Raw genomic sequence first — 15355 nt, 5'->3', positions numbered from 1 at the left:
AATAAAGATTTGCGAAAATCGGCTTAATCTGCCGAATCTGCGTGAAAACAAAATTTCAAGAGATTTTTTTAATTAATTTTAGGAGCTATTCCCGCTATCCGTTTCAATCTTTTGTTTCTTAAAGAAAAAACAAAAGGATTTCCACTTCTATCGGGGCTAAAAAACTCACAGGTATGCAAGAAGCAATCGATTATCTTTCGGAGAAAAGCCCAATTTTTCAGGCAATCATACAAGAGTATGGTTTACCACCAATCCCGAAACGACCACAAGGATTCGAGACTTTGGTTTTGCTTATTCTAGAACAGCAAGTATCTATAGATTCAGCTAAAGCTACATTCTTAAAAATAAAAGCTTATACGATTTGTAGTCCCGAAACATTAGCAATCTTACCCGATGAAGATTTTCGTACATTAGGCGTAAGCCGACAAAAAACAGCGTACATTAAAATATTAGCTTTAGCGATATTAAATAATGAAATCAATATTGAAAGTCTGGCTACCAAATCGGCCAAAGAAGTTCGGGAAGAACTTATAAAACTAAAAGGAATCGGAAATTGGACCATAGATATTTATTTGATGTTTTGTCTTCAAGAGCCCGATTTAATTCCTCTTGGAGATATTGCAGTTGTAAATACAATTAAAGAATTACTTGATATTCATGATAAAACAGAGATGGAAAAGCTTACCTCAGAATGGAGTCCATATCGTTCCTATGCTACATATTTGCTTTGGCATTATTATTTAAAGAAAAGAAAAAGAACTATTACCTATTAACTGCCTGTTTTTTAAAAGAAAAGTGCATAGATTAATGGATTTTTTCATTGTAAAAAAGGATTCTTTGACTACTTTTGCAATCGAAATTATAGAAAAAATAAAAAACGAAAATGACCGCAGACAAACTAACAACTTTCGATGTATTAATCGAAATACCAAGAGGAAGCAGAAATAAATATGAGTACGATTTTGAAATAAAAAGAATGCGTTTCGACAGAATGTTATTCTCTTCAATGATGTACCCAGCCGATTACGGATTTATTCCTGAAACTTTAGCTCTTGATGGCGATCCGCTAGATGTATTAGTTCTAGTAAATGAGCCAACTTTCCCAGGATGTGTTATGGAAGTAAAACCAATCGGTGTTTTCCATATGGCAGATGACAAAGGACCAGATGAAAAAATCATTTGTGTACCAGTTTCTGATCCAATCTGGAATTCATTAGAAAACCTTTCGGATATTAATCCACACTTATTAAAAGAAATCGAGCATTTCTTCCAAGTTTATAAAGACCTTGAAAACAAACAAGTAGATGTAGAAGGTTGGGGAGATGTAACAGAAGCATTTAACATCATTGCAGAATGTACTAAACGTTTTAATGATATCGAAAATAAACCAGAGGGATTATTTAGTATTAAATAATTTTTATCCTATTCTATTATAAAAAAAGCAGCACTTAGATAAGAGTGTTGCTTTTTTTGTTTAAATTCGTTTTGTTACATTACTAATACTAACCAAAATACCATTAAAAATTATGAATACATTTATGATTTATTTGCCAATTGTTATGGCAATTATAGGATTACTTTTCATGGCAATAAAAAGGACTTGGGTGTTAAAACAAGACGCTGGTGATGGCAAGATGAAAGCCATTTCAGATCATATTTACGAAGGAGCATTAGCTTTCCTGAAAGCTGAGTATCGATTGCTCACTTTTTTTGTAATTGGAGCAAGTATTGTTTTAGCGGGAATTTCATTTATAGTTCCTACCACACATATATTAATAGTAGTAGCTTTTATTTTTGGAGCATTTTTCTCTGCATTAGCAGGAAATATGGGAATGAAAATAGCAACCAAAACCAATGTTAGAACTACGCAAGCTGCAAGAACTAGTTTACCACAAGCATTAAAAGTATCTTTCGGCGGTGGAACCGTTATGGGATTAGGAGTTGCCGGATTAGCTGTTTTAGGGTTAACCGGTTTTTTTATAGTATTTTTTCAGGTATTTATGAATGGAGTTTGGACTTCATCTGATGATATGACCAAAGTTCTGGAAACATTAGCAGGATTTTCTTTAGGAGCTGAGTCGATTGCATTGTTTGCAAGAGTAGGCGGAGGTATTTATACCAAAGCTGCCGATGTAGGTGCTGATTTAGTTGGTAAAGTCGAAGCTGGAATTCCAGAAGATGACCCTCGTAATCCAGCTACAATTGCAGATAACGTGGGAGACAATGTTGGAGACGTTGCAGGAATGGGAGCCGATTTATTTGGGTCGTATGTTGCAACAGTTTTAGCAGCCATGGTTTTAGGAAACTATGTGATAAAAGATATGGGTGGAAACATTCAGGATGTTTTTGGAGGGATAGGACCTATTTTGTTACCAATGGCAATTGCTGGTTTCGGAATCTTATTCTCTATTATAGGAACGACATTAGTAAAAATATCCGATGATAATGCAAAAGAAGCACAAGTGCAAAAAGCATTAAATATAGGAAACTGGGTTTCGATTGTTTTAACAGCAATAGCATGTTTCTTCTTAGTACAATATATGTTACCAGAAACCATGACTATGAGTTTCTTTGGCGAAGGTTCTAAAGATATTTCATCAATACGTGTATTCTATGCTACGATTGTTGGATTAATTGTTGGTGGAGCTATTTCTTCGGTAACTGAATATTATACAGGATTAGGTACAAAACCAGTATTGGCAATTGTACAAAAATCTAGCACAGGTGCAGGAACAAATGTTATTGCAGGATTGGCAACAGGAATGATTTCTACATTTCCTACGGTACTTTTATTTGCTGCGGCAATCTGGACATCGTATGCATTAGCTGGATTTTATGGTGTAGCATTAGCCGCATCGGCAATGATGGCAACTACAGCAATGCAATTAGCAATTGATGCCTTCGGACCAATATCAGACAATGCAGGTGGAATCGCCGAAATGAGCGAATTACCAAAAGAAGTTCGTACAAGAACAGATATTTTAGATTCAGTAGGAAATACTACGGCAGCTACAGGAAAAGGATTTGCAATTGCTTCGGCAGCTTTAACTTCGTTAGCTTTGTTTGCGGCGTATGTAACTTTTACAGGAATTGACGGAATTAATATTTTTAAAGCACCAGTTTTGGCAATGCTTTTTGTGGGAGGAATGATTCCTGTAGTTTTTTCGGCACTAGCTATGAATTCTGTTGGGAAAGCAGCAATGGACATGGTGTATGAAGTACGTCGCCAGTTTAGAGAAATTCCTGGTATTATGGAAGGAACGGGAAAACCTGAATATGCAAAATGTGTAGATATTTCGACTAAAGCCGCTTTACGTGAAATGATGCTTCCTGGAATCTTAACAATAGGTTTTCCTATTGCAATTGTACTTTTAGGGAAATTGGTTTATGGAAGCAATAATCAATTAATTGCCGAAATGTTGGGAGGTTATATGGCTGGAGTAACCGTTTCGGGAGTTCTTTGGGCAGTTTTCCAGAATAATGCAGGAGGAGCTTGGGATAACGCAAAAAAATCTTTTGAGGCAGGAGTGCTTATTAATGGAGAAATGACATATAAAGGCTCGGATGCGCATAAAGCAGCCGTGACAGGAGATACAGTTGGAGATCCATTTAAAGATACATCAGGTCCATCGATGAATATCCTGATAAAATTAACTTGCTTAATCGGATTGGTAATTGCTCCGATATTAGGTGAAGGACATTCGGCGTCGGGAATGGCAGAAGGAGGTTCTTGTTGCGCTAAAACAGAAATGCATGGAGGGCATTCTAAATGTGATATGTCTAAAATGGCAACAATGACCAGAGAAGAATGCGCACAAATGTGTAAAGAAAAAGGATGCAGTCCAGAAGAAACTGCAAAATGCTTAGCAAACTATGATGCTAACGGAAAATACCTTCATAAAAAAACGGATTGTTTTGATACAACTAAATACACTAAAACTGATGCAGTGCGTGTAGAAATTGTAAACGTGAATGGTCAGGTTGTAGGAACGGTTACAACGACTACAAACGGTAAAGTTGAACAGAAAGTTTTTAAAGGCACAGCCGATGAGGTTAATGCTCAAATTGATGCTTTGAAATAAGAAAATGACTTAACTCAACTAACATTGTCAAAGTTCAAAACTTTGACAATGTTGTATAAAACAAAAATGCCTCTAAAATATTTAGAGGCATTTTTTTATGTTTTAAAACAATCCGTTTAGTTCGGCATCAATTCTATTGATGATATCTCCTAAATCTTCAGGATTATCAACAAAGTTTATATTATCAACATCTATGATTAATAATTTTCCTTTCGTGTATGTTTGTACCCAAGCTTCATAACGTTCGTTCAAACGGCTTAAATAATCAATAGAAATAGTGTTTTCGTATTCGCGACCGCGCTTATGAATCTGTCCTACTAAGTTAGGAATAGAACTTCTTAGGTAGATTAATAAATCGGGTGGTTTTACCAATGTTTCCATTAGCTCAAATAATGAGGTGTAATTCTGGAAATCACGACTTGTCATTAAACCCATAGAATATAAGTTGGGAGCAAAAATATAAGCATCTTCATAAATGGTTCTGTCCTGAATAACTTTTTTGCCGCTTTCGCGAATTTGTTGCACTTGGCGGAACCTGCTGTTTAAGAAATAGATCTGCAAGTTAAATGACCAACGCTCCATTTGATGGTAAAAATCATCTAAATATGGGTTGTCTACAACATCTTCAAAATGGGGGTCCCACTTAAAATGTTTAGCGAGTAATTTGGTTAGAGTTGTTTTTCCTGCGCCTATGTTTCCTGCTATTGCTATGTGCATTACGGTATTATGATTTTATAATTTGTAATTCCTCCAATTGTAAAAATAGATAAAATTTGGTCTTTGTAATAGAAATTCCCAAACGTTTTTTCTGAAATTTCAATTTGCAAAGGATCTTCTGATTCGGACTTACTGATGTCTTTAAAAAACAACAAATTAGCTTTTTTGTAAATATATTGATTGTTGTTAAGAATCGTTAAAGCATCAAAATCGGGTATTTTCCCAAGAGCAATAACTTTGCCGAAGATGTCACAAGAAAACCAATTGTTCTTTTCGTCTACCCAATAAAAAACGTTGAAATTCGATTGATAGTATTTTATGTTTCCCGAAAGTGGAGTGGAAACTGTTTTATACTCATCTTTTAAATAGTTATAAAGACCAATTTGTTGGTTTAATGTATTGTAAATCCAAAGCTGATTTTGTGATGCAATTCCAATTCCAGAAGCAAGAATAGGAGTTGTGTTTTTAGAAAAATTAATTCTATTAGTCTCGTTAAACTGATTATCTAGTAAAACTACCGTATTGAAATCTTCATAAAATAAAACAATTTTAAGCGGATTTTCTAAATCAGCTTTAGTAATCTTTCCTAAAGAGATGTTTTTATATTCGTAAGCATCTTTCCCGTTTGTTTTTATAAAACGGTTGTTTTTTATTAAATAAACAAAACTAAAAGAATCCGTTCCTGAAAATTGATCAGCATCAAAAGTTATACTATTTACTGTAGAGATTTGGATTTTCTTATCCTGAGAAAAAGCTGCTGAAAAAGAGCAAATAAGAATCAGAAATATCAAGTTTTTGTACATTATTGTTTTGGTTTTAATAGCTCTGATTTTGAATAGACCAAATTACAAAAAAACTCAATTGCTATTTGCTTTAGCATAAATATTTAGATTACGGTTAATATATTGAACGGCTTTTTTAGGATTATCTTACTTAAAGCCACATTTGTCTATCGATTTAGGCAATTGATATATTAGTTTTTTTAGACTTTGAGATTAGTAATAGCTTTGGTTAATAATCTAATAATTAGATAGAAACACTTTAAATATAAAGCTATGACGGATAAAGTATTTTTTACACTTATTGTGATGTTTGGATTTTATCAGGCACAGGCACAAAAAGATTTTCAGGGAATGGCAATTTATGAGTCTAAAACACAAGCACCAAAATTTAACGGAATGCCAGGTAATAGAGATATTACTCCCGAGATGCAAAAAGACATGGAAGAGCAAATGAAAAAAATGCTCGAAAAAACATTTATACTCAATTTTGATCAGTCGGCTTCGATTTATAAAGAAGAAGAAAAACTCGATATGGGAGAACAACAAAATGGAGGTCTTAGAATGGCGAGTTCAATGATGAGCGATGGTGGAACTTTTTATAAGAATGTAAAAACTAGATATTATACTGTTGATAAAGAATTTATGGGGAAAGAATTTTTAGTCGTGGATTCATTACCAAATATAAAATGGAAACTGGAGGAAGAAACTAAGCAAATAGGAGGATATACGTGTTACAAGGCAACGATGGTTAAAACAGTTAACGAAGCTGATATTAGAAATGCTAAACCCAAAAAGCCTGATGCAAAGAAAGAAGAATCTAAAAACAAAGAAACCCCTAAGAAGGAAGAAAAAGCAACAAACTTTATGGAGAGTTTTGAAGTTCCTAAAGATATAATTGTAACTGCTTGGTACACGCCAGATATCCCGATAAACCAAGGTCCAGAGAATTATTGGGGTTTGCCTGGTTTGATATTAGAAATTAATGATGGGAGAACCATTATACTATGTTCTAAAATTGTTCTAAACGCTAAAGATAAAGTTGCGATACAAGCACCTACAACAGGTAAAGTAACATCACAGAAAGCGTATGATGAAATTGTTACAAAGAAAATGAAAGAGTTTCGAGAAATGCATCCTAATCGTGGTAGATCAGGCGGAGCTGCAACTCTTATGGTTCGATAATTTATTTAAATTATAATGAAAAATATAGTCTCCTGCTTAACCCTTTTGGTTACAACCATATCATTCTCCCAAAGTATTAAATACGATGGTTTTATCTTGGATGAAAAGAAAAATCCGCTGGAAATGGCAAATATCATGGCTGTTAATACTATGACTAAAGCAATGGATTCCTACGGAATTACAAATGATAAAGGAAAGTTTCAGTTGAGTTTAAAACCAAATTCGTCTTACAGTATAAAAATTAGTTATCTCGGAATGAAATCTAAAGAGATAACAATAACAACTCAGGCAATAAACATTTCTCAGAATATTGTATTGGACAATCTTGGGATAGAACTTGAGGGAGTTGAGATTGTACGGGAAATGCCAGTTTCGATAAAAGGAGATACGATTGTGTATAATGCAGATTCATTTAAATCAGGAACAGAAAAGAAACTGGAAGATGTCTTGAAGAAATTACCAGGAGTTGAGGTAAATGCCGATGGTGAAATAGAAGTAGAGGGCAAAAAAGTTTCTAAATTAATGGTCGAAGGCAAAGATTTCTTTGATGGTGATACAAAACTAGGAGTAAAGAATATCCCTGCTGATGCTATTGATAAAGTACAAGTGCTAAGAAATTATAACGAAGTTGGCGCATTAAAAGGATTAGAGAATGATCAGGATAATGTTGCTATGAATATTAAACTTAAAAAAGGAAAGAATAATTTTTGGTTTGGCGATATCACTGCCGGTGTAGGACTAGGAGAACTCGATAGTCGATATATAATTAACCCGAAAGTGTTTTATTATAGCCCAAAGTATAGTATTAACGTGATTACTAATTTTAATAATATAGGCGAATTACCTCTTACCATTCAGGATTATTTTAAGTTTACTGGAGGTTTTAGGAGTATGATGAAAAAGGGCGGAAGTAGCTTTGATGTTTCTTCTAATGATTTAGGAATTTCGCTTTTGCGAAATAACCGCGCTAAAGAAATCGAAACCCAATTTGGAGCTACTAACTTTACTTATAATGTTACTAAATCTTGGAGTTTAAGCGGTTTCGGAATTATTTCTTCGGCTACGACCGATCTTGAAACTAAGTCACAAACTACAATACTGGAATCTGGAGATCAACAAAAAAGTGATGAACTTACACATCAAAAAAATAATCTTGGGCTTTTTAAATTAAGTTCGACCTATAAACCTAACGCAAAATTTCAGTTTGATTATGATATTTTAACCAAGTTTTCTAAACAAGAAGAGAATAGTAATTTGTTGCGAGAATCGATTGTAGATAATATTGCTGCGACCGAGAATATATTTACAAACAAAAAGCAAGATCCAACATCGATCAATCAAAATCTGAGTTTGTATTATACCAAAAATGACAAGAATATTTTTGCGTTTGAAGCCCAGTATTTATATCAGGATGAGAATCCGTTTTATAATGCCAATTTGCAGAGTCAGCCGTTTGATTTATCGGGATATATTTCAGGTCAGGATAGGAATGATTTAAATCAGAATCGATTTGTAAAAACAAATAAACTCGATGCCAAATTCGATTACTATTATATGGTAACGGCCAAGAGTAATATAAACGTGACGATTGGAAACACATATTCCCATCAAAATTTTAATTCTCATATATTTCAGATTCTGGATGATGGTACAACCAATAATCTAGATGATGCGGAGAATAATAATCAGGTAAACTATAATTTTAATGATGTTTTTTTAGGGTTACATTATAAAATCTTAACAGGCAAATTTACTTTTACTCCAGGCGTGAGTGTGCATTCGTATGCGATGAATAATAACCAATTAGGTTCTGGTTATTCACAGGGATTTTTTAGAGTTTTACCAGATTTGTTCGCTTTATATCAGATAAAAAAATCAGAAACATTGACGTATAATTTCTCATTGACTAATAATTTTACCGATATAAATCAGCTAGCTTCGGGTTATGTTCTGTCCAATTATAGTAGTTTATTTAAAGGAAATAGATTCTTAGAGAATGCGACTTCACAGGTACATTCATTACATTATTTTAAATACAATATGTTCAATTTTGAGAATATTTTTGCCAATGCTACCTATACAAGAAAAGTAGATGCTGTAAAAACAAAGTCAGATTTTACAGGGATAAATCAATCTTCGATGCCTTATAATTCAAATCTTGCAGACGAAACATTCTCGGGAATGGGAAATTATGGGCGATCGTTTTTAAAGAATTATAAAGCTTCAGTAAATGCGAGTTTAAATTGGTCTAAGTTTAATAATATCCAAAATGATTCGCCTTCGATTACCGAAAGTTTTAGTCAAAACTATACAGTAAAGGCTGCAACAAATTATAAAGATTTACCTAATCTCGAATTTGGTTATACCTTTTTGGTTAATGAATATATTGGTTCTACGTATTATACCGATAAGCCTTTTGTTAAGCTGGATTACTATTTTTTAGAAAGTTTTTCATTTGTTGCCGATTATGAATTTTACCATTATTACAGTAAAAATAAAGCAATCGATAACGAATATGATTTCTTAAATGCAAGTTTGGTTTACCAAAAAGAAAATAGTAAATGGGAATATAAAGTGTCGGCTACTAATTTGTTAAACACAAAATACCTGAACGATGATAGCTTTTCGCAGTTCTCTACAAGGGTTTCGCAATACACAGTTCAGCCTCGATATATAATTTTTTCTATGAAATATAATTTGTAGTTTTTTGTGTGTTAATTTCTTTTCAGCCTAAAAAAAAGAGGATATATTTGCGTTCCTAATTAGTAACTAACTTATAATTTGTATGCGATATTTTATGTGGAGTACTTGGGTACTTTTTTTTATTACATCTTTCTCATTTGCTCAAAACCAAACAATAGAGAAAGGATCTTATTTGTCTAAAGATAATGATCAGGGATTGAATCTAAAACTGAACTTGCTAGATAATAATAAATACGAACTTGTATTTCTGGAAGGTAATTATGAAGTGAAAAATGATTCATTATTGCTGAAAGGTAAAAATAGAGATGGCGTTATTTTTAATGTTGATTATACTTATAATACACCAGTAAGTGTAGGTAAACTTAAAGTAAAATTCATTGAATCTTTATATTATGGTTTTTACATTGGTACTCAGAACGGAACTGATCCTGTTAAGTACCAAAGAATATCTGATATAGAATTAATAGATGGAGAAACGGAAGACTCAAGTCTTAATTTTGAGATTGATCATGCATCGTTTTTATATCTTGTTTATGAAGGATATGGTAGCGGTACACCAAGTAAAATACTAAAATTTGCAGTGCCAGATAATGCCACAGGAGTAACTATAAAACACCAACCTTATTCGGATAATCTAGATTTAAAAGGTTTCTTTGATAAAAAGACAAATGACTTAACAGTTTTTGAAATATCGGGTAAAAGTCCGTTGATTTTTCAAAACATAAAAAAGATCAATCAGGAAGCAGTAAAAACAAAAGTACTTCCTCTGGAGATTAAAAGTATTACAGCTTGGACCTATCCGGGAAAAGAAGGGGATTTTGTTGATGGCTCGGAGGTAGAAATAGATAGTGCGGATACTGTTGTTGGGGGTGGATCAAAAATAGATTTTAAGCTTAAAGCAGAGAGTTCTTTGGCAGATGCTATAAAAGCAACTAAGGCCACAGATAATAAGTTTTTGATTGTTTATAATGATATCGATAATAAATCGGTTCAAGCCTATTTTGATGCCTTTATTAAAAGCCAGGAAGAGACGATAGGATATAATTTTTATGATGGATACGATCCTCAATTCGATGTGTATAATTATTATTTGACTAACAAAAATGATAAAAGCTGGTTAAAGAAAAATAAAATTTCCGATTCACCAAGTATAATTATATTGGATAAAGATGGTAATGTACTTGCGACTGCAAAATCAAATTTAATCGATAAGCAATACCAGTTTATGTATTATGATGGCCTTTATAACAAGCTGAAAAAAGCGAGTGCTTTGACAGATTTCAATAGAGTCATTACCAATAAAAAGGCTAGTGATGCTGATTTGATAAAAGCGTTTAATGCTGTTTCGCCATTTGCAGATATTTTAGATGATTCTTATAGCGAGGAGTCAGATGAAAGCGATTTTAAATTTACGAAATCTACTTTTGATAAAAAGCAAGTAGAGTCAGCTTGGGAGAAGATTATTATAGCGCATCAGAAAGATACAAAACCTAATTTGATGCTTGTAGAATCTATTCTGGCAGAAATTAAAAGTATAGGATTTAATAAAGTAATTTTTAAAACAGATAAAGTTTTAAACGATACCGATTTTAAATCGATAGATTATTTGCTTAAGCATTATGATGCCATCGAAGCTCAAAGAGAAGAATACAATGCCAAAGGTGATACAAATGTTGCAATAGGGAATATAAGCTCGGAAATCTCGAATGCTTTGCAAAACAATACCATTGTGTATGTTGATGGTGAAGTTATAGAAAAATCTGATGAGAAAAGAGTAATGGAAACATACCAGAAATTAATCTCTGGCGGAAAAGGTAATTTCGAATCTTATAGAAGTTACTTATACTATTTGACAGAAAAAGCAAAAAATGGAGATCCTGACAATTTGTATTTGAAAGAGTTTGATGCTTATTTTAATAAGATGTTGGTAACGAAGGAAAATGTAATCCAAAGGCTAGACGAAATGTATAGTGCAGATGTTTCTTCTTCTTATTTTGGATGGAAAGAGTTTAAGGAATATCATACAAACCTTTGTAACGATGTTGCTTGGTTTACAGTATTAAATTCAAACGATGCTACTTTTATAAAGAAAGCCATTAAATGGTCAGAATATAGTTTGGTTGTTAAAAAGAATGATCCTTATTATCTAGATACATTGGCACAATTGTACTATAAAGACGGACAAAAAGAAAAGGCTATTAAAACGCAACAACAAGCTGTAGAATTATCTAAAGATGTTGAGGAAGAAACCAAGACAGAAATGCAGGAAACATTAGTTAAAATGCAAAACGGAAGCTATTAAATAAAAAAAGCCTTTGAAGTTCGCTTCAAAGGCTTTTTTAGTTTTTAAAAGTGTATTTGGTGTATTTTAATGCAATAATATATTATCTTAGAAATATAAGCGATTCCTTTTATAACATTGATTATTAGCTCTAACCAATTACGATGATTTTTGTTTTTGTTCATCATTCATAACTTTTTAGTTTTTCGTTATTATAAATGAACTTTTATGATTTTACTTGGTTTAAAAATCCTTGAATTAATTGATAAAAATAATCCGTAGTTCATCTGTAACAATTATAGGTATCCCTAACATAATTGTAAATGATATGATGAATGTTTTTTTGTTTTATTTTTTAATGCCAACCATAACTTTAATTAAACAATTGGTTAAGGTTTTTTTTCCGTTTACAATGTCGCCATTTGCACTAACATAAGCTAAAGTGATAGTATATTTGGGATTTTCTACTTTTTGAATTACTTTTTCATTTGAGTGATTGTTTTTTCTAAAGTTGGAATTTGCGTTTACAAAGTCATTTATTTTTAAAGGAATTATGTCCTGATTAATTTGTAAAGCAATTCCATAATCAGTTTTCTTAGATTTTATGGTATAACTCTTTCCGTCTATCGAAGTACAATTGTCGCATTCAAGATTATTGTTATAAGATATTGTAAATAAAAAATCTTGCCCGTGAATGTTTGCTACTTGATTATCTTCGTTTTCATAAAAATAATAGTAGAAGCTATTATTTAAATCATCTTTTTGATCATATTCATATCGATATTCAAACCCCAAGCTATTCATTATTTCAGTATCACTAGGAGATTTTTCTTTTTTAAGTAAAGCTTCTAATTTTGCTTTAGCATAAGGAACCATAACTTCTATACCGTAATTGTCTTGTAAAAAGGAAACAATACTACTTAAATCCTTTTCTTGATCAAATGTTAGTTTTTCTTTCTTACCCTTTTCCAGATACATTTCAAATCTTGATAATTGACTGTATTTTGAAATAGAATTAGCACTCTGAGGGCCAACTAGCGAAAGTAAAGCTGCTAAGCACAGACTTATCGGAATGAACTTTATTTTAGGTTGTTTCTGGATTAAAAAATAAACCACAACTATCGTAAGCCATATTGATAATAACAGAACATAATAACGTTCGTGCGTGAAACCGTATAGATTTATTCGGTATAAAATTGCCCAGAAAAGCAATCCCAATAGCGGAATTAATAGAAAGTAAAATAAACGATTAAAAGTTCTTATCCAGAGATTGGCCTTTTCGGTAGCAATAGGATGAACCAATAAAAAAGAAAGAATCCCGAAAATAGCAAACACCAAAACAAGATAAGAAACCCACCCAACAGGTAAAGATAGCGTTACAAGAATCTTTGCTTCATAACATATCAAAATCACCAAGTACAAACTTATTAAAGGCAATAAAACATATTGAGTAAAGTTTTTAAGACCTTTTGGATAATTAAGAATTAAAGGAACTTGTTCATTATTAGTTTCTGGAACACCACTTAAAAAGAAAGTAGTATTAAAAATTCCTGTGATGGCAAAGAAGATATGAAAATAAACATGGTCATAAAATTCTACATGAAATAATTTGTCAATAGCTAATATTGCCAAAGCTAAACCAGCGTACAGCACAATACTATATAAACCAGCTGTTAAAATCCTAAGGAAAAGTTGCTTGTTAAATTCCCAAAACTCATCCTGATTGTAAGCTCTCGGTAAGAATCCTGCAAACGAAACTAATAAGTGTAAAGCAATGTTTAGGACTAAAAATTGTTGTATTTCTATGTCTGTAATGTTTTCATGAAAATTAAAAACAAAAAGAAAGATTAAAGAACCAAGTATGATACTGGTTAAGTAGCGCAGAAGATTATTCTTTTTTGCAGCTATAAAAAATAAACTAACAGAAAGGAATAAAACCAAGCATAAAGAACAACTCATTAAAGCCTTTACGTAAAGTTCCTTGTTTGGGTCATCATACTCTGCTTCATTGAGAATAATTGCCAGAATAGTTCCTGCAATTGAGATTAAAATTTCTAATGGAAATCTAAGAACTGTTTTTTGAGTTGTACTTAAAACGTTCTGGAAAGAGGGGAATTTAGCCATGCTTTTTTTGGTAGGTTTTGTTGTACGAAGAAAAGAAAATAGAAGCAAATTGCCAAAGAAAAACCCCGAAGTCTGCAAATGCAGATTTCGGGGTTTAATATATACTAAGATTTATTTTTAAGATTCTAAAAAGAATTTCAAATTACAATCCAAATGCAGCTTTTACTTGGTCAACAAAATCAAGTTTTTCCCAAGTAAACAATTCTACAGTAACTGTTTTCTCGTTTCCACCTGGAGCAGAAAAAGTTTTAGTTACAGTTTCTGGTTTACGACCCATGTGTCCGTAAGCAGCAGTTTCGCTATAAATAGGATTTCTTAATTTTAAACGTTGTTCGATAAAGTAAGGACGCATATCAAAAATAGCTTCTACTTTTTTAGCGATTTCACCGTTAGTTAAGTTTACTTTAGATGTTCCGTAAGTTTCAATGAAAATACCCATTGGTTTAGCAACACCAATAGCATAAGAAACTTGTACCAAGATTTCATCAGCAATACCAGCAGCAACTAAGTTTTTAGCGATATGACGTGTAGCATAAGCAGCACTTCTATCTACTTTACTTGGATCTTTTCCTGAGAAAGCACCACCACCGTGAGCACCTTTACCACCGTAAGTATCTACAATGATTTTTCTTCCTGTTAATCCAGTATCACCGTGAGGACCTCCAATTACGAATTTTCCTGTTGGGTTAATATGATATTGAATTTTATCGTTGAATAAATGTGCGTGAGTTGGGTTTTTAGCAATAATTCTTGGGATAAGAATTTCGATAATATCCTTTTTGATTTTAGCAAGCATTACAGCCTCTTCATCAAAATCATCATGTTGAGTAGATATTACAATTGCATCGATACGTGTTGGCTTATTGTCATCACTGTACTCTAATGTAACTTGAGATTTAGCATCAGGACGTAAATAAGTGATTTCTTTATTTTCACGTCTTAAGATAGCTAATTCTTGCAATAATTTATGAGATAAATCAAGTGCCAATGGCATGTAGTTTTCAGTTTCGTTAGTTGCATAACCAAACATCATACCTTGATCACCAGCTCCTTGTTCTTCAGGATTTGCTCTGTCAACACCTTGATTGATGTCTGCAGATTGTTCGTGAATAGCAGATAGAATTCCGCAAGAGTTTGCCTCAAACATATATTCACTTTTTGTATAACCAATCTTTCTGATTACATCACGAGCGATTTGTTGTACATCTAAATATGTATTTGATTTTACTTCACCAGCCAATATTACTTGTCCAGTTGTTACTAAAGTTTCGCATGCCACTTTAGAATCTGCATCAAATGCTAGAAAATTATCAATTAAAGCATCCGAGATTTGATCCGCAACTTTGTCTGGATGTCCCTCGCTAACAGATTCTGACGTAAATAAATAAGCCATAATATTTATTAAATTAAAATTATAAAATTAAGCGAGGAAAAAAAATAATTGCTGGAAATGCTAGAGGAGGATTCCTGCTTTAGCATTTTTT

The 15355-nt window shown here is 32.5% G+C and carries 10 protein-coding genes; 6 read left to right on the top strand and 4 right to left on the bottom strand.

The genetic code is table 11. The features are described from left to right. Window positions 1-173 precede the first annotated feature (173 nt). The 3 genes from IW20_RS06120 (at window position 174) to IW20_RS06110 (ending at window position 4082) form a co-directional block, all read left to right on the top strand. Complete coding sequence (locus tag IW20_RS06120) at window positions 174-773, top strand: DNA-3-methyladenine glycosylase family protein (RefSeq protein ID WP_035619853.1); 600 nt, start codon at window positions 174-176, stop codon at window positions 771-773. A gap of 110 nt (window positions 774-883) precedes the next feature. Beyond that, window positions 884-1414, top strand: a complete 531-nt coding sequence (locus IW20_RS06115) for an inorganic diphosphatase (protein WP_035619852.1) — start codon at window positions 884-886, stop codon at window positions 1412-1414. Between the two features lie 112 nt (window positions 1415-1526). Beyond that, window positions 1527-4082 carry a sodium-translocating pyrophosphatase gene (locus IW20_RS06110; RefSeq protein WP_035619850.1) on the top strand — a complete coding sequence of 852 codons (2556 nt, stop codon included), beginning with the start codon at window positions 1527-1529 and terminating at the stop codon, window positions 4080-4082. Between the two features lie 102 nt (window positions 4083-4184). On the opposite strand, the gene IW20_RS06105 is transcribed toward IW20_RS06110, so the two are convergent. Together IW20_RS06105 and IW20_RS06100 are read right to left on the bottom strand one after the other, a co-directional pair. After that, on the bottom strand, window positions 4185-4799 hold the full coding sequence (locus IW20_RS06105; RefSeq protein ID WP_035619849.1) for a deoxynucleoside kinase: 615 nt from the start codon (window positions 4797-4799) through the stop codon (window positions 4185-4187). Further along, window positions 4799-5602 (bottom strand): hypothetical protein, encoded by an 804-nt coding sequence (locus tag IW20_RS06100; RefSeq protein WP_035619847.1) that lies wholly within the window; start codon window positions 5600-5602, stop codon window positions 4799-4801. The genes IW20_RS06105 and IW20_RS06100 overlap by 1 nt, the downstream gene beginning before the upstream one ends. A 252-nt stretch (window positions 5603-5854) precedes the next feature. Between IW20_RS06100 and IW20_RS06095 the strand changes: the two genes are divergently transcribed. From IW20_RS06095 to IW20_RS06085, 3 genes are all read left to right on the top strand, one after another. Next, a complete protein-coding gene (locus IW20_RS06095) occupies window positions 5855-6763 on the top strand; it encodes a GLPGLI family protein (RefSeq protein WP_035619846.1) in 909 nt (302 codons plus the stop codon). A gap of 15 nt (window positions 6764-6778) precedes the next feature. Continuing rightward, a complete protein-coding gene (locus tag IW20_RS06090) occupies window positions 6779-9466 on the top strand; it encodes a carboxypeptidase-like regulatory domain-containing protein (RefSeq protein WP_051885600.1) in 2688 nt (895 codons plus the stop codon). 82 nt (window positions 9467-9548) lie between these two features. Continuing rightward, window positions 9549-11768, top strand: a complete 2220-nt coding sequence (locus tag IW20_RS06085; protein ID WP_035619844.1) for a hypothetical protein — start codon at window positions 9549-9551, stop codon at window positions 11766-11768. A gap of 327 nt (window positions 11769-12095) precedes the next feature. On the opposite strand, the gene IW20_RS06080 is transcribed toward IW20_RS06085, so the two are convergent. Next, entirely contained in the window at window positions 12096-13871 is a 1776-nt protein-coding gene (locus IW20_RS06080) for a DUF4153 domain-containing protein (RefSeq protein ID WP_035619958.1), read from the bottom strand. Window positions 13872-14013: 142 nt separating this feature from the next. Continuing rightward, the gene (gene metK, locus IW20_RS06075; RefSeq protein ID WP_035619842.1) at window positions 14014-15264 is read right to left on the bottom strand and encodes a methionine adenosyltransferase; all 1251 of its coding nucleotides are present in this window, start codon (window positions 15262-15264) and stop codon (window positions 14014-14016) included. Between the last annotated feature and the right edge of the window lie 91 nt (window positions 15265-15355).

Source organism: Flavobacterium hydatis (genome assembly GCF_000737695.1).
Lineage (GTDB): Bacteria > Bacteroidota > Bacteroidia > Flavobacteriales > Flavobacteriaceae > Flavobacterium > Flavobacterium hydatis.
The sequence above is the reverse complement of the archived record's forward strand: the minus strand, read 5'-3'. Positions and strand labels throughout refer to the sequence as shown.

Bases quoted from the DNA above. Each gene is read 5' to 3' on its own strand.
- IW20_RS06120 (WP_035619853.1), top strand. From the start codon at position 174: ATGCAAGAAGCAATCGATTATCTTTCGGAGAAAAGCCCAATTTTTCAG.
- IW20_RS06115 (WP_035619852.1), top strand. From the start codon at position 884: ATGACCGCAGACAAACTAACAACTTTCGATGTATTAATCGAAATACCA.
- IW20_RS06110 (WP_035619850.1), top strand. From the start codon at position 1,527: ATGAATACATTTATGATTTATTTGCCAATTGTTATGGCAATTATAGGA.
- IW20_RS06105 (WP_035619849.1), bottom strand. From the start codon at position 4,799: ATGCACATAGCAATAGCAGGAAACATAGGCGCAGGAAAAACAACTCTA.
- IW20_RS06100 (WP_035619847.1), bottom strand. From the start codon at position 5,602: ATGTACAAAAACTTGATATTTCTGATTCTTATTTGCTCTTTTTCAGCA.
- IW20_RS06095 (WP_035619846.1), top strand. From the start codon at position 5,855: ATGACGGATAAAGTATTTTTTACACTTATTGTGATGTTTGGATTTTAT.
- IW20_RS06090 (WP_051885600.1), top strand. From the start codon at position 6,779: ATGAAAAATATAGTCTCCTGCTTAACCCTTTTGGTTACAACCATATCA.
- IW20_RS06085 (WP_035619844.1), top strand. From the start codon at position 9,549: ATGCGATATTTTATGTGGAGTACTTGGGTACTTTTTTTTATTACATCT.
- IW20_RS06080 (WP_035619958.1), bottom strand. From the start codon at position 13,871: ATGGCTAAATTCCCCTCTTTCCAGAACGTTTTAAGTACAACTCAAAAA.
- metK (WP_035619842.1), bottom strand. From the start codon at position 15,264: ATGGCTTATTTATTTACGTCAGAATCTGTTAGCGAGGGACATCCAGAC.